This window comes from Algoriphagus boritolerans DSM 17298 = JCM 18970 (genome assembly GCF_900108085.1).
Taxonomy (GTDB): Bacteria; Bacteroidota; Bacteroidia; order Cytophagales; family Cyclobacteriaceae; genus Algoriphagus; species Algoriphagus boritolerans.
On the sequence record NZ_FNVR01000010.1, the window covers coordinates 1 to 21,971 of the forward strand.

Sequence of the window (21,971 nt, forward strand, 5' to 3'; positions counted from 1 at the left end):
AAATATCCCTTACCGAGGTACTCTTGGCAAAATGGCAGAAAAGCATGGAGACCAAATGTGTCCAACTGTCGAATCCCTTACAGCCTTTATCTGTTTGTTTTTCTTTGACCAGCTTCTTGAAAATCGGGCGGTCAATCTTTTTAATAATCTGAGAAAACAGCGTAATATTACCCATGAGAGGTCTGAGGTTTTGGTGCAAACCAAAGTAACTATTTTGGTCAAAAAATAGGACCTCTCATTTTTTATTTAGGACGCTATTGCACGGAGATCATTTAATTCGATGGATTGGCCACCTGCAATTTCTTCCAATCCCACTTCAAAAGGAGATGAAAATTCTTCGGAGGGAACAACTTCAAGGGTTAGGCCCGACAAAACCTCCTCGGATAAATTGGAAACTTTTATTTTTCGAATTACTGGAATGTGGGCATGAAACAATAAATAACTCAGGCCTGGAAGAAAATCTAATTCAAGGGAAACCTTGGGGTTGTGCATTTTATTAAAAACAAAAATTTTAAGAAGGATACGGCTCTACTCAATTTAGGCCTTTAACCACCTAAATTTATATTATACGAATTTTCAAATGTCTTTATCTTCTAAATCCATTCCATCAACACATACAGGAATTCATTAAATAAACTTAGGATTTTGTCAACTTCACTTACTCAACGCCTTTACAATCCTTTCCTGATTGATCACTACGTCCCGGAATAGCACATGAGGGAATGTCATGTACTTGGAATTTTTGAATGCTTCATAAATGGAAAGCAAGGTGGATGCGGTCAGGAGGGAGAGATTCATATCCACGTCCATCTCGCAGTCGGTTACGAAGTCGTCGCTGAATTCCGGTGCTACGAGTAGGATCTTGACGATCCGGAGATTGTTTTTGAGTGCTATATTCTGATAGGATTTCAGTTGCCGTGATACGGTGCTGAACTTATTGTACCCGCTTTCCTTGCTGGTCTTGCACTCCACGATGATGACTTCATTGTTGCCCAGATTGATCAGGATATCCATCAGATCCTTTTGGGTATTCAATTCCTGACGGAATTTGTCATCTACATTAAATCCCAGTCCCTTGAAGATAATTTTGGTCAGTTCCTCGAATTTCACTCCCAGTTCGCTCTCCCGGATCTGAATCCCGTTTTCCTTGAGCTGGTTGTAATTTCGGTAGCCGACGTTCTCGTAGTTTTCCAGGTAGAGATTTTCCACATCCTTGTAATGCTCCAGGATATTGAGGATATCATCACCGCGGAGCTTGACGCCATGGTCTTTCTTGAATTTGTCGAGGTCAGGCTTCTCGATCAGGTCGAGGATGTCCCGAGGCTTGATGTTATAATCCAGCAGGAACTCTGCATCGAGCACAAATTCGTCCTGCAGCTCAAAGTGTTCTTTGATGGCCTTGTTTAGTGTAGGAATGGACTGATGGAGGTCAGTCAGGAGTTTGTCATACCCATCCACTGATATGCCCACTTTTTCATCTTTCTCCACTGCTTCGAAATACTGGATCAGGCTCTCGATTTTTTCGTTTAGGGTGCTTCCCCGCAGGTTGGGGATCTCCAATCCTTTTTCGCAGAGTTCATTCAGCGCTTTTTTCTTATCTGTCAGGGTGGTGCCTTCTTTGTAGATGTCATCCAGCAGTAGGTCGGTAAAGGATATTCCTGCATGGATGATGCTTTCGATTTTTTGGGAGTAGGGAAGTTTCCGGTCCAGGTTGTGGTTTTTGGAAATGGTATTGATGATGGGTTCACGAAGGAGCTTCAGCGTTCTTCTGTAAAACTTATCGGCCACTTCCTTTTTCCGGACTTTGCGAAGGAGGCGGACCATTTCATCGGCGACGAAAATGGTATTTTCCTTTTTGGAATAGAAAATGACCCCGATGTTTTTCAGGTGGGTGATGACTTCCTGTACATCCAGCTTTTTGACTCCTAGGATAGAGTAATTGATGAGTTTGATTTCTTCCTGAGAAAGGCCAAGTTCTCGGGAAAGTGTGATAATAATGCTGAGTTCGTCGGAGGTAATTTTGGCTTCCCGGTTATTGGCCACGTCGTTGAAAAATGCTGTGGAGAGACAGGCCTGATAGATTCTGTAGTCCCGCTTCCGCTCGGCACTTAGTTCGGACTTTTCATCTTTGAATTCGGCTGAGAGGGCTTTGATTTTAGCATTCAGAACTTTGATCTCAGCTTCATAGAGTCTGGAAAACCAATCCTGGCGCATGATGCAGTTGCCATCCCGGATGATGATGTCGATGAGGATGTCGAGTTGGGAGTTGACCTCTTGAAATTCACATTTGAGGTATTCTGTAAACTCATCGGCGGTCAGGTCAAAAATCTTGGAGATGTTTAGGTTGTCGACGGTTTTGAGCCCTTTATTATCCGGGGCGAGGATTTTCTCAATTTCCTTACTCTTGGCCTTACTCTTGGAGATGATGTTGTCGATGATTTTGATAAAGGAGTTTTTCTCAATGGAACTGAGTTTATCCAGGATTCTTTCGAGCTTCATAGAAGTGTGATCTTGGGTTTAAAAAAGTGCTTTCTAAGATCAGGAATCCGAGACACTTTTGGGTTAATATTGAATAAAGACTTTTTCCTCAGCCCATTTCTACCTCATCCCGGCTCCGGTCTCTACCTCACCCCCGGCTCCCGATTCTCGGGACAGGCTCTCTCCTTGAGGAGAGGGAGCTTACGCAGTGGTCAAATTGGGCCCATGGGTCCAATTCAATTATTAGAAGTTCTTGCTTGGGATAATAAGGAGTTTTTAGGAATAGGAAATCAGTTAATTTGTTCTTTGGAAATGATTTGACTAAGAAAGTGATTTTTAGATACAATAAAATACCCAGTACTGGGTATTTTTCAAAAACCTCACCCATCCCTCTCCTTAAGGAGAGGGAGCATGCGAAGTGGTCAAATCGAGCATTGGGATCCGATTGAACGGAGCTAGCGAATTGTATAACCTTTAGTTTTGCTCCATTTACGCTGACTGAACTGGGTATTTTTAGGTTGAAAGCGAAAAAATTGAGGGGGAAGGGAGGGTTTTCAGACGCTTCTCCAAACTAATTTTATTCTTTTTCAGAAGGTTTTTCCTTTTCGAATCGGATTGTTTTTAAACTATCGTCCTTCTCAATTTCCTCCTTGACCCTATCTGTACAAAAAATCCTTACTTGCACCTTTCATTTGAGGGTTGAAAACTTTTCACAAAGAGATTTGAATTCGGCATTGTTTGGAAGTCTGAAGTAAATGGCTTCAACATCATCGATGGTTTCTCCCAATGAGTCAATAGTGTCAAAAAGATCCTGAGTCGACTCAGGACAAATCTTGAATATTCCTGTTTTTTCAAGATCAGCTTTTCGCTTCTCGAGGCTTATATGCACACCACGGCTGATGTCCAAAATCGCATTGATTTCTTTTAATATTTGCTCATTGGGCTGATCTACAATCCAAGTGATGTTTTGAAGAGATTCTACGATTGAGTTTATACTTAGTGTCATTTCAGCAAATCGATTTGTCCTTTCGCTGATCTTATCTAGAAGTTCATTTATCAAATCCTCAAAGCTGATTGTTCGCTGAATCGTGTAAGAATCCTTAATGATGCCATCTTTGGCTTTATCAAGGTTCTTCTTAATTGTAGCCGCTGTCATATTTTTGGATCTATAAGGGAGTTTGTGTCAAAAAGTAGAGGAAATTAATTTCAATGCAATGATTTACAATCAAATTCTCTGGATTTTTTGATAAATGCTAGTCGATTTGTTTCCTTTTGTAATGCAATTCTTTCAATTATCTGTTAAAATGAAGCTGATTTTATCTTTAAAGTTTAAAGCAGTGGGTCTGATGATAGTTTTGATTTGCGCCTGAACTGCTTCCTAATAGGATTTACTAAAATTATAAATTGAATTGGAAGAAATTTTTCCAATCCCTCAATCAGTAAGAATTCATCTATTTTTAATAGTTTCGTAGGACTTCCTAACTTGCTTTCATTTCTCCCACCAGACTTTAGTGTTGATATCATCCCCTCCCATCCGGGCAACAGCTTCCTGGTAATTTACCGGATTGTTCAGCTGCGAATTTACCGGGTAACGAAACCGGACAGGGACCCGCTGGTCATTGAGCATCCCATCCTGCTTTGGCAAAACCGGAAAACCCGTTCTTCGGTACTCAAACCATTGCTGGTAATCATTGAAATACAATCCAATGTATTTTTGCAGTATAATCCGCTCCAAAGTTTCATCATAGGCTGCATTGGGGTTTTCAAAGTAGTCCTCAGGTATAACTACATCCCACTGTTCCATGGCCGCTCTCACTCCATTTTCATAGTGTGCTTGAGCGTCTGAATTGATTACACCCCGCTGTGCAAGTTCTGCCTGGATAAACTCCAATTCGGCATAAGTCAGGATTAAAGAGATCATCGGTGCCTGAACCAAGGCAATATTATGGTTGGACGGAATGAACTGAAACTGGGATTCTGTTCCGCCATAGCCTGAAGGAATTCCCCTATAACCCAGTGTAGTGGTGCCATCCAATGCTCTTGCCTGAGTCATAAACCGCATTCTTCTTGGATCTTCCAATTCATTTAGCCGATCAACAAAAAACTCGGAGATAGCCCGAAAAGTAGTAAAATCAATGGCTCTGCCCCAGGGTGAAATATTGGGCACCACGCCGGTAATGTTTAGAATGGCAGACTCATCTGTATTGGTGAAGATCGGATATTGCGCAGGATTGCCAAGCATTGCTGCCATTTTCTGAAAAGAACTTTCCTGCACACGGGATACCCGTAAAAGCAGCCTAAGGTGCAGGGAATTGGTAAACTTCTTCCATCTGCTTACCTGATTACCAAAAAGAATATCCTCTCCGAAGACCATTGGACGCGTTGGGTCATAGATGGAGTTTGCCCTTTCCAAATTTTCGAAAATCTGAGCATAAATCTGTTCTTGGGTGTCAAATTTAGCCTGAAAGATCCCCTGTTCGCCCTTGCTGGCCTCAGCAAATGGCACATCCCCAAATGAATCGGTCAACTGGCTCCCTACCCAAGCCTCAAGCGTGAGCGCAATTGCTTCATAGTTGGGATCTTGGGCATCGATAGCTGCCTGCTTCATTTCACGGATGTTGACCAGCCATCTGTAGTAGGTATTCCAGGTAGAATTTCCTGAATTTTCAGTCAAATCATATCGGTGTAAGCCCCCGTTTGCACTTGGAAAAGGCAAAGCGACCTGCATGATCTGAAAAGTAAATCCATCCGCACGGTCGGTATTGAAACTGCTAATACCGTAAAGAATCGGATTCAGCAGCGTACCTGGGCTGATTTTATCAATCCGGTTGGGATCAGTATTGATTTCTTCAAAATCTCCCGTGCAGGAATAGGCAATAGAAAAAACCAAAGCCATTTTTATATATCTGAATAGTTTCATGCTCATTTTCATTTTAATAAGTAATTAGAACTTGAGAGTAAGGTTAGCACCGAAAGTCCGTGGTGTTGGCAATTGACCCATTTCCACACCGGGGAGAAGCGTAGAGCCGTTGAGTGCAGCAGTTTCCGGATCAAAAACAGGGAACTTGCTCCACAGGGCTAAGTCTCTCCCATAAAATGCAATGGAGGCACCACGGATGGAAGTTCGGCTTAAAATCCTGGCCGGCACTGCATATTCCACTCTCATTTCCCGGAGTTTGACAAAGGAAGCATCAAAGGAATTGGACTCCACATTGGCACGTCGGTAATAGTCACCGTAATAAGTGGCAAGATTAACCTGCGTAGTATTGGGTGAATAGGTGCCATCCGTATTCTGCACCACACCCTCTCCTACGATGAATCCATCCTCTCTTCCCCTGAGGGTATGACGGAGTTTACCCTGCTCGGACATTTTGTGATGTGTCTGGGAATAGACAATTCCACCGTATTGCCCGTCAAAAAGCACGGAAAGTCGGATGCTTTTGTATGCAAATTCATTTCTTAATCCACCTTTCCAATCAGCGTAAGCATTTCCGATGTATTGAATTTCCTGAGGTCGAAGCGGAAGTCCATTTTTGTTGTAAACGATCTCCCCTTCCGGAGAGCGGACAAATCCAAACCCATAAATATCTCCGGTGGTACCCCCGACTCTGGCGATAATTGAAGCGTTACCTCCATTTCCAATGACCTGACTTCCGTCTACTTCATCGGGTAAAGAAAGTACCTTGTTTCGGTTCCTTGCCCAAGTGAGGGTTGAATTCCATTCGAAGGCTCCCTTGCTTATCGGAGTAGCATTAAAAACCACCTCCCACCCTTTGTTCTGAACCGTACCTGCATTGAGAATTGCACTGGAAAAGCCGGTAACAATATCCACAGGTACTTGAATGATTTGATTTTCGGTCTCTGAGATGTAATAATTCACATCCAAACTCAGTCTTCTGTCCAGAAAGATCAATTCCATTCCTGTCTCAAAGGAAGAAGTGATTTCCGGTTTAAAGTCCACATTGTAAAGTGTCGTAGGAACTGAAGCTGAACCCGGAAACTCACTTTGTCCATAATATTTTGAAGTTCGGTAAGGTTCTGTATCATTCCCCACCTGTGCACCGGATATCCTCAGCTTTGCAAAAGAGACCGGTTTTGGTAATTTGATCAAATCAGACAAAATAAAACTGGTACTCACCGATGGGTAAAAAAAGCTGTTGTTTTCAACTGGCAGCGTGCTGGACCAATCATTTCTACCAGTCAGGTCTACAAAAATCTTTTCATCCCAATCCATCGAGACCAGTCCATAGACTGAGTTGATCACCCGGTTGTTATCACTGGTGGTAACAGTGGGATTACTGACCCCGTTGGCAAGTTTAAATACACCCGGAATAACCAGACCAATTACTTCGGCACTGGTCAAACGGAAATTTCGTTGCATTTGATTGGCACCCACACTGGAGCTCAAGGAAAACTTACTCCCGATTTTGTCTCGGTAGGTAAACAAGAAATCCGAATTGATCTCGTAATTGGTAATGTCCTGTTCTTTGTAAAATCCGCGCTGATAATTCGCAGAGGAATAAGGTCTTCGCTGGGACCTTTCCTCCTGACTCATGGTAATTCCTGACCTCAGCAGTAGCTCAAACTTTTCATTGAAAGTGTAATTCGCGGAGATATTTCCCAGAAAAGCATTGTTGTTTACTGCATTAGTCATTTCATAAGCAATCAGGTAGGGATTGTCAATGAAAGAGCTAAAAGGATGCACCTGACTGATATTAGTCTGGCCTTGCTCCCAAATAGGTCGATACCAATTCAGATCCACATTCGGATTCTGAAAAATCATAAAGTAAGCGATAGACTGGTTATTATACCCAGTTGCTGGCAGGTTATCACTTCTTTTATTGGTATAACTCGCTTTGGCATTTAGCCTAAGCTTATCTGAAATTTGCTGTGAAAGTGACAGGGCCGCTACAAAGCGTTCAAATCCGGTGTTGGGCATAATCCACTCATTTTTGTTGTGTGTGAATGAAGCTCTCGCCGAACCTCCCTCATGGCTGCCTTCGATCGCCACATTGTTTACTACATTATAGCCAGTTCGCCAGAATCCTTTGATATTATCCAAGTAAGGTCTCCAAGGTTGACGTTCCAGAGACTGACCTTCTACAGTGGGATCGTATTGGAAATAAGACTGCCCGTCGAATTTTGGACCAAATGCAGAACTCGTTCCTCCGGTACCCGCACCATCCTCGGAAGCACCATAAGAATAATACAATTCTCCATCCGAATTAAAAGCTCTCCCTGTTCCCTGTCCATATTCATATTGATAATCCGGCCAACGAAGGACATCATTGAATCCGATGTTTGTATTTATAGTTACTCCAATTCCTTTGGTATTTCGGGAACCACCTTTAGTAGTAATGATCAGGGCTCCGTTGGCTGCCCGGCTTCCATAGAGTGCAGTTGCACTGGCACCTTTCAAGACGGTAATATTTTCGATGTCATCCGGATTGATGTCTGCGATACCGTTTCCAAAATCTACCGGAACATCATTGCCAGATCCCGCCGAATAGGCATTACCGACTCCAGAAGATGTCAAACCCGAATTCATAGGAACCCCATCTACTACAATCAGCGCAAAGTTTCCGTTTGGATTGAGTGAGTTATTTCCTCTAAGACTGACTTGGGAGGAATTCATCGGACCTGAGCCTGCACTCAGCACATTCAGTCCGGCTACTTTTCCCCGAAGTGCATCCGACCAGTTATTTGATCTGGCATCCAATAATTCTTGGGAATCAATGTTTTGAGTTGCATAACCCAGAGCTTTTTCATCTCTTTTAATCCCAAGGGCAGTGATTACTACCTCACTTAAAGCAAGTCCTTCACTTAGACTCACAGAAATAGTATTGGAATTCCCTACGGTGCGTTCAAGGGTTTCGAAACCCACAAAGGAAAAAACCAACGTATCTCCCGGAAAAGCGGAGATTAAGTACATCCCATCAACATCGGTAACCGTTCCCCGGCTAGTCCCCTTTACTAAGATTGTGGCTCCGGGCAAAGGATCGTTGTTGAGATCACTTACTTTTCCCGAGACCTGCGTCTCCTGGGCAAAGGAAAAGTTAAAGACCAAGGTCAGGAATACTGACAAGGTCCATTTCCAATTAATTTTTTGGGCAATCATCAGAAAGTAGAAGTTTGAAATATTTAATTTTTTTTTAAAACCTTCTCAAAATTAGTCCCCTACTGTTCCGCTTTCATTACTCAGATTTTACCAAAAAATTAATAAACACCTATTTTTGGAAACAAAAAATTAAAAAACACCGCAATAAATAACATTCATTAAAAATAATTCAAAAACTGAATTCACCTTTAATTCTAAAAAAATGAATTATAAATCAGTAAATAAGCCAATCGTCATTCAATCACCGAGAGTTTTCTTTCCAGAACTCCTGTTATCTAAAAACTAAGTGCAGAATAGAGGAATATTAATTAATGGTCAAAAACGCTAAAGCTGGTTTATTTTCCGGTCACCCCACAGAACCAAAGTATCAAAATTCATCCTGGCTAAAAACTTGCCCTGAAAAACCTGGTAGGCGATATGCCCATCCAAGTTAACCCAGATCCGATTGATTTTCATCTTTTGCAAATCGAGATTCAAACCATTTAATGGAAAAATCAAAATTCTTTACCGATGAGCATCTGACATCAATTTCTTCAACTTGAAGGATTTCAAACAAAAAAAATTCACCGGAGATCGCCCAAAAAATAAGCCTTCATCACCTCCTCGGCCTGTTTTCCCTGTGGGGTGAAATCAGGTTCGCGCTCATGGCGCTCAGGATACCATTTCCAAAAAAATACACCTGCCATCCAGGTTTTTTTCCAGGCAGTTTCAAAAAATGCTTCATAACACAGCGCCTGAACTTCCTCTGAAAACTGAATTTCCTTTCGCTCATTTGGCCAAACCCAAGGCTCGATCGCCGCATCCACGGTATTACAATAACCGATTTCGGTGAACAAAACCGGTTTTTTATACTTTCTGACTACTTTCTCCACCCGCGGAAGGTGACTTTCCCAAGACTCCTTCAGCTCCTCCAAAAGGGGATTGTGATCTTTGGCCAAAGGAAAATAGGCCTGAACTCCGATATAGTCCAATGCATCCCAAAACTTCACTTTTTCAAATTCTGTGAAATTGGCAGCATAAGTGAGCTTACCGGAATAGACTTTCCGCACTTCGGCGATGATCGCCCGCCATTCTTTTTCCCGTTGCGAAGTCTTCTCCAGTTCTGTGCCTATACACAGCATCGGCATGTTTAATTCCTCTGCCAGCCTTGCATAGTCCAAAATGAAAGCCGTATAATTTGCAAACCAAGTCGTCCAGTCCGCTTCAGTTTGCATTTCTATCTCGCCCACCCACCCTTCTCTTACCCACAGATGGGGCTTCAGCATGTTCATGATTCCACGGGAAGCGGAGGAGTCCAAGGTAGTTTGAATTCCGGCCGGAGTTTCTCCCCACCATCGCCTTTCATTACTCAGGTCCCAGCGGATTTCGGGGGAGTTTTTGGCGCTTTGCCAGCCAAATGGGGTTTGAGAAATTGCATTGGCACCTGTCGCTTGCAGTGCCTGTATTTCGCCCCCCCGAAGTGGTTGCCGACTTCCTACCCAACAGACGCCTTTCCACTTTTCGGTGGCGACGATTAAATTTTCGGCAGGAATGAAAAACCAAATGAAAAAGCTTAAACTGATGAGACCCACTGAGCTGAAAAGGTATTTACTGAATAGCGGCTTCATAGGGATCAGTGGATAAGTTTAGACTACTTTGAAAGCGACTCCACTTGAATGTTTTCAAGGACAATTTCCGATAGCAACTCCAAGTTATCGGAAATGTAGAGATCCTGCATCTTTTCGACGGGAGTATTTTTATCCTCAGGCTTGAGGTTCAGGTAGTTTTGAAATCGTATCCCCCCGACTTCTATCACCTCGCTGACTTCCCGCATTCTCACGCCCCCACCATCGGTATGATAGCTGTAGGCCATGTAGTCGAGGAAGTAATCGGCTACTCCGAACCAATACAAAAACTCATCCTCATAATGCTCTCCTCCCCCTTCCGGGACGAAGGTAACTTTGATCAGATGGTACTTCTCTCCCCTGATTTCGGTTTCTCCAAGGTAGGTTTTGACTGCTGCTGCATCATTCAGTCCATACGGCAAGAAGGCAAAATAGGCCACGGAATTGATGGATCGGGAAAATGCCCCAACCCGCTCCTCGGGAAGTGTGTCGATTTTGACACCGTTGACAGTACGGACAAACCCGGCATTGTTCAGCACATCCTTGACCGTGCCGGTGGAATCCGTGAATTCCCGGATGTACTCGTAGGCTGTTGGCGTTTTGAAGATCGTGTAGTGAATGTTTCGGAAGTCAAAGTCAATCTTGGATGATTCAAAGGCCTTACCACCATGGGCTTCGATGGAAGCATCGACAATTTTCTCGGCCTCAGTTCGCTGATCACAGGAAAAACACAGAATAGCAACTAATAGTAGGGATAGTATAGGGATTAACTTTTTCATCAATTTTGAAATAATTAGAAATACCATGGAAATAAACTCTCATTCGGAGAGTGAAATACAATAGAAATTTTTTGCGGAGCATATTTCTTCGGGCGCAGTGAGAATTATTTCAATTGTATTTCTTGTCTGTATGTACTGGAACGTTATTTATTATGGTTACTTGTGAATTTGATATTCCGAATATCTGTATTCTGCCCTCAAAAACAGTTTTTCTCCCTTTTCGTTCACTCGCCAGCTTTCACGTTTTCCGTGAAGTTTGAAGCCATTCACTTCCTCAAAACTCAAATTGTAAACCAAGCTACGATGATCTTTGAGCTGAACCTCATTCCCGATCATTCCAAAAGTCTCAGGATCAAAATAATACCACCAAATATCGGCCTCCTGACCATAATCCACCCGAATCACCTCAGCCAGATTTCCATTTTCCAAGGTTCTCTGTCCTTCATAGGTAAGCGTTGTTCCCTCATCGAGCAACTTCCATGGCTGAGCAACCGCATAGAATGCTGCATCAAAATCTTTCTTTTTGGCAGCTAAAAAGCTTTCATTTTTAATTTCATTCTCCCCCATGAAATAGCTCATTTTGGCCCCATCCCAAATCGAACGATGCGTGATACTGTCCTTGGTCCAGGTGATTTTCCCTTCGAAATAGGGCTGAAACCGAAACTCATGCCATTGATCCAATTCGCTTTCCACCGAACCATCCTCATTCAGCAAGCGTGCCCATTTCCGGAATTTCAGACTGCTCATATCATTCCAAGATTCTGCGCCACCATGCGCGACGATTGACTTGGCGATGAGTGCTTTGGCTTGCTTTTCAGGACTTGGGGTACAGGAAAAACCAAGGACAATTGAAGCGGTCAGAACTAGTGCGGTCAGTATTCTCATGATTGGATTAGGTGTTTTGATTTAGGAAGAAAATAATCCAAGAATATCACCGCAAAAACCAGCGCATATTCAATAAACAGGAAAAGCGGGTTTTCTTTGAAATCAGGATTCCCATAGGCCTGATAGGAAAAAATCGATGCAAATGTCCAAATCAGGAATGTGTTTTTATTGGTCAATAAGCTGAGACCCAATGCCGGAATCAGGTACCAAGGATGAACCACGGGCTGTAGGATCAAATAAATCAAGTAGATCAATACCCATAAATCAACGAGTTCCGGAAGAGTGCTTGCCTTCTTTTTCCAAGAAAAAAAGACGATGGCCACAAGAGTCCCAAGCGAAAGAATTTTGGTCAAAACCCCGATGATATTGTATCCCTGAACCCAAAATCCAACCTCCCGAAACAGGTAATAAACCGAAGCATTGAACTCGAATTTTCCCTGATAAAGCCGAAGACTTTGAAGGAAATTCAGATAGGATTGATCCAGCCAAAGCCATGCAAAACTCAGGATCAAGGCGAGTCCCCCTCCCGCCCAGAATGCAATGCGTCTACGGGTGTTTGTAAAAAAAAGAAAGGTCGGAGCAAGCATTAATGGCAGAAGTTTCATGCCAATGGCAAGTCCCCAAAATCCACCAGAAAGTGCCATTTTCTTTCTTTTTAAAGCAGCTATACAAAAAAGGAGAAAAAGTAAAACCAGTCCTTCAAAGTGGAAATTTCCGGTGATTTCCAATATCACCAAGGGATTAAACCAATAGAGAATTAAAAGATTTTCAGGCTTTTGGAATGTGTGCAAAAGCCTCAACAGCAAAAAAAATACACCAATCTCACCCAAAAGCAAAATCAACCTTAAACCCATAAAACCATTCCAGGCAATTCCCATCGAGGCTTTTGCTCCAAACCAAAATACAGCCTGATTCAGAGGCGGATAGACAGAATAGTAGTCTGGAGAATTGAGGTTTTGAAAAAGCAGTTTTAGCTCAGCATCAACCGCATTTTGGTTTCCCCTCTGCCATTCATTTGGAGTTTTGAGATAAGGATTTTCACCCATTTCCAGCAATTCACCATCCCAAAGAAACCGGTACACATCATCGGACCACTGGGGAGCAAATCCAAAAACGGCGAGCCGGAGTAAAATTCCGGCCCAAAAGATTTTCGTCGGATTAACTTTTTCCTCTGATAGAAAAAAAAGGAAAACCATTCCGGCGAAAAGCAAGGCAAAAATGCTCAACGTCCACCAAAACTCAGTTCTCGGAACTTGGGCTAAAACAAAAAACAGTACCGTCATCAGCAGAACTGTCAGGTATTTCAGCACTTGATTTCTCTTCGAATTCAAAGTCCTAAGTCCTTTCTCAAGGGTTCGAAAATCGACTCATTCTTATTCCAGTAATCCATCAGTTGCATGGAGGATCTTATTGCTGTCGTGATCTCCTGATCGCCATTTGCTTTGGTCCAGGTTTCGGTGAAACTCAGGATTTCGTATGGGAAAAACTCCTGGTAGCGAACGGCTAGTTTCCTGCCAATTTCATCGTAAACAACTTCAAGTTCAGCTTGATTTGAGCCAATTGATTTTTTGGAAATGGTAGCCTGCTCGACTTTCAAAGGAATGTGTGCAAATCGCTGGAAAATCAAACTTGGGATTATTCTCTGATTTCCCATCGGTACCAATTCGGGATTTAGTCGAAGCAGATTAAAGAGTTCATCCTCTGCCAAGGCATTGATTTTTGCCTCGGTATCACCCTCAGATTCAAAATAAGAAAAGAGCTGCGCATGGTAGTTCCCATTTTTGTAATTAAGCTGGGTGAAGGCTTGTCCGCACCATTCCGTGACTGACGCTGTGAGTTTCGGTGAGCGAACCTCATCATAAACAGGCGTAAAAACAGAAAGCATCGTGTTGTAGGGATAAACACCCGTCACAAACTCCCGAGTCATGTTCAACTTCATCACTTTTTGAGCATCTGAAGGTCGATCTTCGGGATTGTCAAGTTTCACTTGTTTGGATTTGGAAAAATCCTCCGTCACAAAGATCATGACTGCTTTACCGGGTCGCACTTCTCCGTAGCGGCTTTGCCTGAGTTCAAATACGTTAATTTCAGCCTTTCCCTGATACCAATAGTTGGAGAATTGCTCTTCATTTATTCCTTCGCGGGTAGAAGAATTGCAAGCTGAAAGGAATATAAAAATTGGGAGAATAGTTAGAAGAGATTGGAGATTACGGATTTTGTAAAATGAAAATTCCATGTGGCTGATTTTACTATTAAACTAATTGAAAATCACCTTAAGAGTGCTCCTCTGAACACTGAATACTGTGACTGCGAACTATTTTACCAATACTTAAATATCGTAAAAATAATCTTATACCCCGCTCCGATCACTCCCTTGACCGTGCCGCTGACCTTGGAAACTCCGATTCGTTTTCGATAAGTGACAGGCACTTCGGTGTAGCGTAAACCCGCTTTATGGGCTTTGATCTGCATCTCAATAGTCCAGCCAAAATTCTGGTCAATCATATTCAATTCGAGAAGTCTACGCCAAACGATGGCCCGAAATGGACCCAAATCCGAGAATTTAGCACCTTGGATGTAACGCATCATCGTTGTGGCCAACCAATTGCCAAAGACCTGTGGAAAAGTCATCGAACCACTTTCCCTATGCCCCAGAGCTCTTGATCCAATGACCATTTCGGCTTTTCCATCCAAAATCGGCTGAATCAAATCCAACAATTCCTCCGGATAATCACTATAGTCTCCGTCCAAAAACACCACGATGTCCGGCTGGAGTTCTTGATTTTTGATCCAGTCCATCGCTGTCAGGCAAGCCTTTCCATAGCCTTTTTGAGGTTCAAATACGACAATTGCTCCTGCAGACTTAGCGACTTCCCCCGTTTGATCCGTTGAGTTGTTATTTGCTACGACTACGTGTCGGACGATCTTAGGAATCGCTGCAATGACTTTTGGTATCGACTTTTCTTCATTGTAAGCAGGAATGATTACATCGATGACAGGTGATTTTTGCATGGATTGGATTTAACGACCCAGGCCGTAGGATTTGAATGAAGTGATGAAAACCAGACTGTAGCCAAAGGCCAACATCACGTGAAAGGGTAAGAACAAGTAATTATGCTCCCGAAAAGCCAAACCTACCATTGCCCAGAAAACCAAAGCTAATACACCCTCAAACCAGGTGGTGACAGGCATTCGGTGTAATAAGTATCGATTATCCGAAAGTTTTTCTTTACCTGATTCGAGATTGAATTTTGGTGTACGGATAAAGGGTGATTTCCTTCCTGAGAGGCCTTCCCAGACTGCTTGGGCATTATGCAGCGCCAAGCCCATCGAGACCGACAGAAAAAGGGGTAATTGCCATATCACGCCTAAAGCGGACTGAACAAAGGACTTTTTTCCATAGAAATAAGAAACCAGGTAAACCCCCGCTATGACCACAAATCCGATGAGAAAAATACCGGATAATTTGACCAGAAAGTCAGGAACTAATCCCAGTTCCCCAGCCCACCAGACACCTATGCTACTTAGGCTGGTCAATAGAACTGCAATGAATATCGTGGAATTAAATAAATGGGCGAAGGAATGAAGTTTAATTCGAAAAGATAAGTTTTCCTGGCTTACCGCTCCAGCATGCTTTACCGCACATTCTGCTCCTCCTTTGGTCCATCGGAACTGTTGGGACTTGATTGCCGACATGATCGGAGGGAGTTCGGCTGGAGATTCAATTTCGGGGCGATAGACAAACTTCCAGCCTTTTCGCTGGGCCCGGTAGCTCAAATCCAGATCTTCGGTCAAGGTGTCGTCATGCCAATTGCCCGCATCGAGGATACAGCTTTTACGCCAGATTCCACCCGTCCCATTGAAGTTGATAAAAGCTCCCTGGTGATTTCTGCCTACCTGCTCGATGAAGAAGTGTGCATCCAAGGCGAACGCCTGCAATTTTGTAAGTAAGGAAAAATCCCGATTGAGGTGTGTCCATCTGGTCTGGACCATTCCGACTTTCTCTGAAGAAAAATAGGGAATCGTCTGAAGCAAAAAGTCAGGGCTAGGTACAAAATCAGCATCGAAAATCGCTATAAATTCTCCAGAAGCCACCTTTAATCCTTCCCGCAAAGCTCCGGCCTTGAAGCCAGTTCGATCCCTCCGATGAATGTATTGAAAGTTGATTTCAGGATAGTTTTTTAGCTTTTCCCGAATCAAATCCACTGTCTGATCCGTGCTGTCATCCAAAAGCTGAATTTCAAGGAGCTCTCTGGGATAATTCAGCTTTGCGACAGCTTCTATAAGTCGCTCGACGACGTAAAGTTCATTATAGACCGGTAGCTGAACGGTGACGCTTGGCCAATCCTTCGGAATTTTTTTCGCGATTTTGCCCCAAGACCTTTGAGCTTTAAGAAAATGGAACAGCAAATGACCTTGTGCCAAACTGTAAATCAGGATAAATAGCATGCCTAGAAAATACAGCCCGCAGAGGAAATAAAGGAAAATCATTTAAACGTTGATCTTAATGGAATCATTGCCAATGATGATCGGCAAATCATGGATGCGGTTTTCCTCAGGCCCATTTTCCAACTTCAACACTCCTCTGGGACAGACCGCAGAACAAACTCCACATCCAACACAAGAGGAGCGGACAATGTTCTGTCCACGCTGTGCATACCAGCGGACATCGATTCCCATTTCACAATAGGTAGAGCAGTTGCCACAGGAAATACACTGACCGCCATTGGTGGTGATGCGAAATCGGGACTTGAATCGCTGAACCAAACCCAGGTAAGCAGCCAAAGGACATCCAAACCGACACCAAACCCGATTTCCCATGAATGGGTAGAATCCTGTGCCTACTACACCGGCGAAAGCTGAACCGATGGCAAAACCATAAAACGAATGTAGCTGGTTAGTCACATTTCCCAAAAAGCTAAAACCCGAAAAGTAATTGGCAATCGTGACCGCGGTCATTACTACAGCCAAGACTAAGACCCCATGAATGATCACCCGCTCGTATTTCCAAGCTTTGACTGATTTATCAGATAGCTGACGAAAAGGATCACCGACAGTTTCCGCCAAGCCTCCACAGCCACATACCCAAGAGCAGTACCATCTTTTACCAAAGAAATAAGTAAAAACCGGTACACCAACGATGATCAAAAGAATCCCCCAAATCAACATAAACATCCCTACTCCTCCACTGGAGAGGAAGGTGGAAATCTGATAATCATAGAAAAAGTCGTAATCCAGCGGCCAAATATTCTTGAAATCGTAATAGGGTTGATTGAGCAAAACGAGGATTTCCGGGATCAAAAAGGCAAAAGCGGTCTGAAAAAACATCACAGAGGCTGTCCGAAGCTGCTGGTATTTATTACCCCGATATTTTCGAAACATCCGGACACCCATGACTAAAATCGCCAACGTGTAAATCAATCCATATAAAAACCATTGACTGGCAGGATTGCCGGAAAGCAACTCCGAAATCGGACTGACCATCCAAACGAGTGTTACCAAATAGGCCGGAAACCAATATAATCCGATGTAAAAGACAATGAGAAAAGTGCCAGTCAGCATTCCCAAGATTCCTCTGTTTTTCAGCGAAGAGTGGAAAATTCCATTGTTTTTGATGCCGGCAGGCTCATTATGATGCTGACGGAAATTGTACAAAAATCCCCCAACAACAGCCAGGCCGATGGAAAGCATGAAAAATATCCAGGGATTTTCCCGAACGGGACTTTTCAGACCAGCCAAAGCAAGGGCAAAACTGTAATCATCCCAAATGACCTGATCCCAAAGCTGTTGGTCCTTCAAGCTCTCATTGTATGAATCGAAATTTTCTCCGAAAGCTGAAAGAAATGCAAAATTGGAGCTGTAATTCTGTCCGTACATTGGAGCAAGAATTTCAGTCATTTTCTGCTGATGGATTTCTTTGGTATTGGCTAAAACCAATTCCTCAGAAATGGAATATGTTCCGATAAATGGAATGATTATGAAAGCAGCCAAACCGATCAAAAACAATCCCAAACCGAATTTTTCAACGACTCTCATACCTTAGCTCCGAAAATTTTTTGGATGAACGATTTCTTGGACGGATGAAAATGGCCTCCAAATTCAGCCTTGAAAGCCTCCTGAATCTCAATATAATAAGGTGCAAAAAACTCAGGGTCAAAATTAGCATGCTCTAGCCGCGCCATCACTTTTCCTCCTGACCAACTCTCACGAATCGCCTGATCCAAAACTTCATGTCGAAGTCGAAAGCCAAAATTATTCACCCCGAGGATTTTTCCTTCCAAATCCATCAACATGCGGAAAGCTACTTTACCCCCTCGATGTTCCCAATAGAAATTTTTAAACTGATTTTCATCCCAATCTGCCGGAACAGTTCCATAGGTTTGGTATTCGATATCAAGAAATTTAGCCGAATTAAACCAAACTCCCGGTCGATAAGGCACGGGTTTATTGCAAAGACTGTAGGCTAAAGTCTCCCCATGCATTCGACCGGTGTACCAGACTTGCTCGATTGTTCGTCTGTCGGCAGCAGGAGCCTTTTCAAATTCAGCACAATCCCCGATTGCATAGACATCCGGCAGGTTTGTACTGAAATACTCGTCCACTATCACTCCGCGATTCACTTTTAGGTCTGTATTTCTCAGAAAATCAATATTGGGACTGACCCCTGCTGTCAAGCCTACAAACTGGCAGTTGATTTTTTCTCCTTTTGAGGTAATCACAGCAGCTACTCTTCCCTCGTCATCAGAAAGAATTTCCTTTAGTTCTGTCTCCAATCGGAGGTCGATGTGATGCTCCCGAATGTGCCTACCAACCAGTTCAGACTCTTCTTTCGGCAGAACTTTGTTCCAAAATCCACGCTCACGAACCAGAAAAGTGACCGGAATTTTCTTATAAGCCAGCATTTCGGCCATTTCTATCCCGATCAGCCCTCCGCCTACGATCACTGCATGCCGCACATTTTCCCGGGTATTACCCTCCATTAATTCCAAATCTTGCTTGGAGTACAGTCCCTGCACCCCTGGCAAATCCTGACCCGGCCAGCCAAATTTATTGTATTTGGAACCCGTAGCAATAACTAAGCTGTCATAGCCTAATTTTTCTCCAGAGGTGAAAACCAATGATTTTCTGGTAAAATCAACCTTTTCCACCCAAGCCTCCTTCAGTTCAATTCGGTTTTTCTCCCAAAAATGATTTTCATAAGGCTGCGTATGTTCAAACTTCATGTGGCCCATAAAGACATACATCAGTGCTGTACGCGAAAAAAAATACTTGGATTCTCCGGAGACCAGGGTGATCCTGACACCTTCATCCATTTTTCGCAGGTGTCTCGCACAGGTGACTCCGGAAATTCCGTTGCCTATAATGACTACATGGCGATGCGATTGACTCATTTGGGTGAAATAGATGGGGATAAGTTACCTAAAAGGATCGAACTATTCGTTCAGATTCCAGTCGTAATCCATGTGCGAAATTTTAGCGGATGGTTTCAGTTTCACTTTGGAATACAGATTCAGAAAATCGATCAAAGAACCCTTTTTGGTAAAATCCCCCTTGAACCAGGAAAATATGGATGAAATTTCGGCTTTGTCTGCGGTGATCTTATTTCGTGTGGGATCATTGATGAATGCTGTGGCCACTTTGGTGAGCTGGGAATCAATTTTTTCGGCAATAAATGCTTCATTGAGCAGTGGAGGACAGGATACCGAGGCGCAATTGATTGCAAAATGAATTCGAGGCTCGTCAAATTCTTTCCTGAGAATTGAATGTTCTATCTCATCCAGACTGGATTCCACACCGCCTATTTTGAAAAACTTGTAATGCCAAACGTCTTTGAGCATAGGGATCTTAAATTTTGGTCCTAAATCACGAATGCTATTGACAGGATAATTATCCACGATCAGTTTTACCGTAAATGCATTGTAGGCATTGATCCAATAGGCCAATTGTTGATTTTTGGACCATGTTTTTCTGTCAGGAGCATTTTCGGAGAGGAGCTTGGTGTATTGTTCCAATTTTGCTTTGTCCTTGATGAATCCCTTGTAATCCACCATTCCATTTGATTTCACATGCGCTCGAACCAACTGATCCCAAATCGCATGACTGGGAGGTGTGGTTCCGGCCAAGCCTAAGGTTGAGCTTTGACAGGAAAAGAGCAGTAGTGAAAGCGTGAAGAAGAAAATGATTTTAGAAAGCTTCATAATTATTTTTTTATTCAACTACGCAGTAATGTAAAATTAAGATTTCCTTAAAAATTGAATGGTCGGGGAAATGACAAGGTTTGATTCTCAATAAACCTTTTCGCCCTTCTGAAGCCAAATCCCCCAGGTTCTGGAAAAGGTATGGACTTTTGAAGTTGGAGTACCTTCAGATTCAATGGGTTTCAGTTCATTTGCCCAGTGGATAATTCCGCCATAGAGATTATAGACTTGGGTAAATCCAGCATCTTGAAGTTTCTTGCCGATTTCCTGAGATCTTGCCCCAACCGTACAATAGACCAAAACAGGTTTGTCTTTGTCAATTCCAGCAACTCTTTCCAACGTAAAAGTATCATACCCCACCCAAATGGCATCTTTCAGGTGACTTACCTGATATTCTTCTTTTTCCCGGGTATCTAAAATCTGATAGTGGGACAGCCTTGTAATCTGCTCAGGTTTGACCACAGGGAATTTCTTGTCATATAAGCCTTCCAACAGCGCTCTGTAAGCTAAAGACTGAGAAAATAGGGGATTATTGAATAAAAAAAGCCCAAAAATGACGATCAGGCCTCTACGTACTTGTTTGACAAAAATAGAATTAGCGTTCATGTGCATTAAACTCCTAAACACCAATTCAAGTTCTTTCAAGCATAAAAATCTGACAAGCGGGCCAATCCCCTTTTGTCTTTTATGATGATTTTTTTACCGTCTAGTTCTATTAGATTATCTTTTTTGAATTCCGAAAGTAGGCGAATGACGGATTCGGTGGCCGTACCTACGATGCCTGCTATCTCTTCCCTGCTGAGAATTAGGTCAATCTTTTGATTTACACCACCTTCAACGCCGTAGGAATTACCAAGTTGCAAAAGGACGAAAGCCAAACGCTCACGGATACTCTTTTGGGTAGCATCTGTCAGTTTTTCTTCCATTATACCAATTTCATGGCTAAGGGACTTGGTGATCCTTCTCAAAAACGGTGTGTTCTGAAGAAGAGAATTCATAAATGTTTCCTTTGGAATGAAGCAAATCTTGGCATCCTCCACGATCATGGAGGAATTGGAATAGTTTTCCTCGCCAAGTAGGGCTGCATAGCCTAAAAAATCACCCTGCTTGGCTAAATGAATGATCTGTTCTTTTCCGTTTGAGGCAGTCTTGTAAACTTTCACCACCCCAGAATTGATGCAGAAGATTCCCAAAGGCTTGGTGCCTTCATTGTATAAGATTTGGCCTTTTCTGTGGGATATCAGATCTTTATGTTCAGAAATGGCACAAATCTGAGATTCGGGAAGTTCGGAAAACATGGAATATTTTCTACTTGAACAGAGCTCGCAAGGGGTATTATGGGATAGGCTGGACATAATCTGTTTTGCTGGTCTAATTAACTTTCAATTTATAAAAAGACTGATCGATATCATATAAAAAAACTGCTTATTTTGGACATTCCGGTAAGCCGGACCGTTGGATGAATTTTTTATCAAGCTCAGCGAATTCTAAATAGACATGTACGAGGCCGTTGGATAGAACCAAATTAGGACACTGGAGTCGGGAGTTGTACGTCATGATTTGATCGAGTGTCTTTTCATCAATTTTAACCCCGGGAGCCTTGCACTCCACCAATAAAAAAGGGTTGCTTTGTCTGTCAAAAACTACCAAATCCGTCCTTTTGCTCAACTGATTGTACTTCAAGCCCTTTTCAAGGGAAAACAGTCCTTTTGGGTAATTCCGGTGGTAAATCAAAAAGTTAATCCAATGTTGCCTGACCCATTCCTCGGGCGTAAGAATGAGTTGTTTTTTCCGCAGAGAATCAAAAATCCAAAGCTTACCATCCACCTCCTGAAGTCTTGGCTCGTATGGTGGGAGATTTAAAGTAGGAAGCGTTACTTTTTGATTTAATTCCAAACTCATGCCCAAA

19 protein-coding genes are annotated in these 21,971 nt (G+C 42.9%); all 19 read right to left on the reverse strand.

Features of this window, described 5'->3' with window-relative positions:
• On the reverse strand, positions 1–175 hold a 175-nt coding region (locus C4S61_RS10525), incomplete at its 3' end, for a DUF4372 domain-containing protein (protein WP_146064379.1).
• A gap of 71 nt (positions 176–246) precedes the next feature.
• Positions 247–492 carry a hypothetical protein gene (locus C4S61_RS10530; RefSeq protein WP_103924766.1) on the reverse strand — a complete coding sequence of 82 codons (246 nt, stop codon included), beginning with the start codon at positions 490–492 and terminating at the stop codon, positions 247–249.
• Between the two features lie 162 nt (positions 493–654).
• Positions 655–2,499, reverse strand: a complete 1,845-nt coding sequence (locus tag C4S61_RS10535) for a hypothetical protein (RefSeq protein WP_103924767.1) — start codon at positions 2,497–2,499, stop codon at positions 655–657.
• A gap of 667 nt (positions 2,500–3,166) precedes the next feature.
• Positions 3,167–3,634, reverse strand: coding sequence for a hypothetical protein (locus tag C4S61_RS10540; RefSeq protein WP_103924768.1), 468 nt, complete (start codon positions 3,632–3,634; stop codon positions 3,167–3,169).
• A gap of 333 nt (positions 3,635–3,967) precedes the next feature.
• Positions 3,968–5,398: a SusD/RagB family nutrient-binding outer membrane lipoprotein gene (locus C4S61_RS10545; RefSeq protein ID WP_200820565.1), complete on the reverse strand. Its 1,431-nt coding sequence runs from the start codon at positions 5,396–5,398 to the stop codon at positions 3,968–3,970.
• A gap of 24 nt (positions 5,399–5,422) precedes the next feature.
• Complete coding sequence (locus tag C4S61_RS10550; RefSeq protein ID WP_103924770.1) at positions 5,423–8,596, reverse strand: SusC/RagA family TonB-linked outer membrane protein; 3,174 nt, start codon at positions 8,594–8,596, stop codon at positions 5,423–5,425.
• A 563-nt stretch (positions 8,597–9,159) separates the two neighbouring features.
• A complete protein-coding gene (locus tag C4S61_RS10555; protein ID WP_235009927.1) occupies positions 9,160–10,203 on the reverse strand; it encodes a glycoside hydrolase family 113 in 1,044 nt (347 codons plus the stop codon).
• Between the two features lie 23 nt (positions 10,204–10,226).
• Complete coding sequence (locus C4S61_RS10560) at positions 10,227–10,979, reverse strand: DUF6503 family protein (RefSeq protein ID WP_103924771.1); 753 nt, start codon at positions 10,977–10,979, stop codon at positions 10,227–10,229.
• A 156-nt stretch (positions 10,980–11,135) separates the two neighbouring features.
• On the reverse strand, positions 11,136–11,864 hold the full coding sequence (locus tag C4S61_RS10565) for a hypothetical protein (RefSeq protein ID WP_103924772.1): 729 nt from the start codon (positions 11,862–11,864) through the stop codon (positions 11,136–11,138).
• On the reverse strand, positions 11,861–13,195 hold the full coding sequence (locus tag C4S61_RS10570; RefSeq protein WP_103924773.1) for a glycosyltransferase family 87 protein: 1,335 nt from the start codon (positions 13,193–13,195) through the stop codon (positions 11,861–11,863). Before C4S61_RS10570 ends, C4S61_RS10565 begins: the two co-directional genes overlap by 4 nt.
• Positions 13,192–14,100 (reverse strand): hypothetical protein, encoded by a 909-nt coding sequence (locus C4S61_RS10575; protein ID WP_235009929.1) that lies wholly within the window; start codon positions 14,098–14,100, stop codon positions 13,192–13,194. Before C4S61_RS10575 ends, C4S61_RS10570 begins: the two co-directional genes overlap by 4 nt.
• A gap of 83 nt (positions 14,101–14,183) precedes the next feature.
• Complete coding sequence (locus C4S61_RS10580; protein ID WP_103924774.1) at positions 14,184–14,876, reverse strand: glycosyltransferase family 2 protein; 693 nt, start codon at positions 14,874–14,876, stop codon at positions 14,184–14,186.
• A gap of 9 nt (positions 14,877–14,885) precedes the next feature.
• Positions 14,886–16,355, reverse strand: a complete 1,470-nt coding sequence (locus tag C4S61_RS10585; protein ID WP_103924775.1) for a cellulose synthase family protein — start codon at positions 16,353–16,355, stop codon at positions 14,886–14,888.
• Positions 16,356–17,900, reverse strand: a complete 1,545-nt coding sequence (locus C4S61_RS10590) for a 4Fe-4S binding protein (protein WP_103924776.1) — start codon at positions 17,898–17,900, stop codon at positions 16,356–16,358. It lies immediately after the preceding gene.
• Positions 17,897–19,255 carry an NAD(P)/FAD-dependent oxidoreductase gene (locus C4S61_RS10595; RefSeq protein ID WP_103924777.1) on the reverse strand — a complete coding sequence of 453 codons (1,359 nt, stop codon included), beginning with the start codon at positions 19,253–19,255 and terminating at the stop codon, positions 17,897–17,899. Before C4S61_RS10595 ends, C4S61_RS10590 begins: the two co-directional genes overlap by 4 nt.
• A 42-nt stretch (positions 19,256–19,297) precedes the next feature.
• Positions 19,298–20,062, reverse strand: coding sequence for a DUF547 domain-containing protein (locus C4S61_RS10600; RefSeq protein ID WP_103924778.1), 765 nt, complete (start codon positions 20,060–20,062; stop codon positions 19,298–19,300).
• A gap of 87 nt (positions 20,063–20,149) precedes the next feature.
• Complete coding sequence (locus C4S61_RS10605; protein ID WP_103924779.1) at positions 20,150–20,668, reverse strand: rhodanese-like domain-containing protein; 519 nt, start codon at positions 20,666–20,668, stop codon at positions 20,150–20,152.
• Positions 20,669–20,703: 35 nt separating this feature from the next.
• Positions 20,704–21,417, reverse strand: coding sequence for a Crp/Fnr family transcriptional regulator (locus C4S61_RS10610; protein WP_103924780.1), 714 nt, complete (start codon positions 21,415–21,417; stop codon positions 20,704–20,706).
• Positions 21,418–21,487: 70 nt separating this feature from the next.
• Entirely contained in the window at positions 21,488–21,964 is a 477-nt protein-coding gene (locus tag C4S61_RS10615; protein WP_103924878.1) for a type I restriction enzyme HsdR N-terminal domain-containing protein, read from the reverse strand.
• Between the last annotated feature and the right edge of the window lie 7 nt (positions 21,965–21,971).

Coding starts and splice junctions, on each gene's coding strand:
- C4S61_RS10610 (WP_103924780.1), bottom strand. CDS start 21,417: ATGTCCAGCCTATCCCATAATACCCCTTGCGAGCTCTGTTCAAGTAGA.
- C4S61_RS10600 (WP_103924778.1), bottom strand. CDS start 20,062: ATGAAGCTTTCTAAAATCATTTTCTTCTTCACGCTTTCACTACTGCTC.
- C4S61_RS10575 (WP_235009929.1), bottom strand. CDS start 14,100: ATGGAATTTTCATTTTACAAAATCCGTAATCTCCAATCTCTTCTAACT.
- C4S61_RS10550 (WP_103924770.1), bottom strand. CDS start 8,596: ATGATTGCCCAAAAAATTAATTGGAAATGGACCTTGTCAGTATTCCTG.
- C4S61_RS10595 (WP_103924777.1), bottom strand. CDS start 19,255: ATGAGTCAATCGCATCGCCATGTAGTCATTATAGGCAACGGAATTTCC.
- C4S61_RS10535 (WP_103924767.1), bottom strand. CDS start 2,499: ATGAAGCTCGAAAGAATCCTGGATAAACTCAGTTCCATTGAGAAAAAC.
- C4S61_RS10580 (WP_103924774.1), bottom strand. CDS start 14,876: ATGCAAAAATCACCTGTCATCGATGTAATCATTCCTGCTTACAATGAA.
- C4S61_RS10530 (WP_103924766.1), bottom strand. CDS start 492: ATGCACAACCCCAAGGTTTCCCTTGAATTAGATTTTCTTCCAGGCCTG.
- C4S61_RS10605 (WP_103924779.1), bottom strand. CDS start 20,668: ATGAACGCTAATTCTATTTTTGTCAAACAAGTACGTAGAGGCCTGATC.
- C4S61_RS10555 (WP_235009927.1), bottom strand. CDS start 10,203: ATGAAGCCGCTATTCAGTAAATACCTTTTCAGCTCAGTGGGTCTCATC.
- C4S61_RS10590 (WP_103924776.1), bottom strand. CDS start 17,900: ATGAGAGTCGTTGAAAAATTCGGTTTGGGATTGTTTTTGATCGGTTTG.
- C4S61_RS10545 (WP_200820565.1), bottom strand. CDS start 5,398: ATGAAACTATTCAGATATATAAAAATGGCTTTGGTTTTTTCTATTGCC.
- C4S61_RS10585 (WP_103924775.1), bottom strand. CDS start 16,355: ATGATTTTCCTTTATTTCCTCTGCGGGCTGTATTTTCTAGGCATGCTA.
- C4S61_RS10565 (WP_103924772.1), bottom strand. CDS start 11,864: ATGAGAATACTGACCGCACTAGTTCTGACCGCTTCAATTGTCCTTGGT.
- C4S61_RS10615 (WP_103924878.1), bottom strand. CDS start 21,964: ATGAGTTTGGAATTAAATCAAAAAGTAACGCTTCCTACTTTAAATCTC.
- C4S61_RS10540 (WP_103924768.1), bottom strand. CDS start 3,634: ATGACAGCGGCTACAATTAAGAAGAACCTTGATAAAGCCAAAGATGGC.
- C4S61_RS10560 (WP_103924771.1), bottom strand. CDS start 10,979: ATGAAAAAGTTAATCCCTATACTATCCCTACTATTAGTTGCTATTCTG.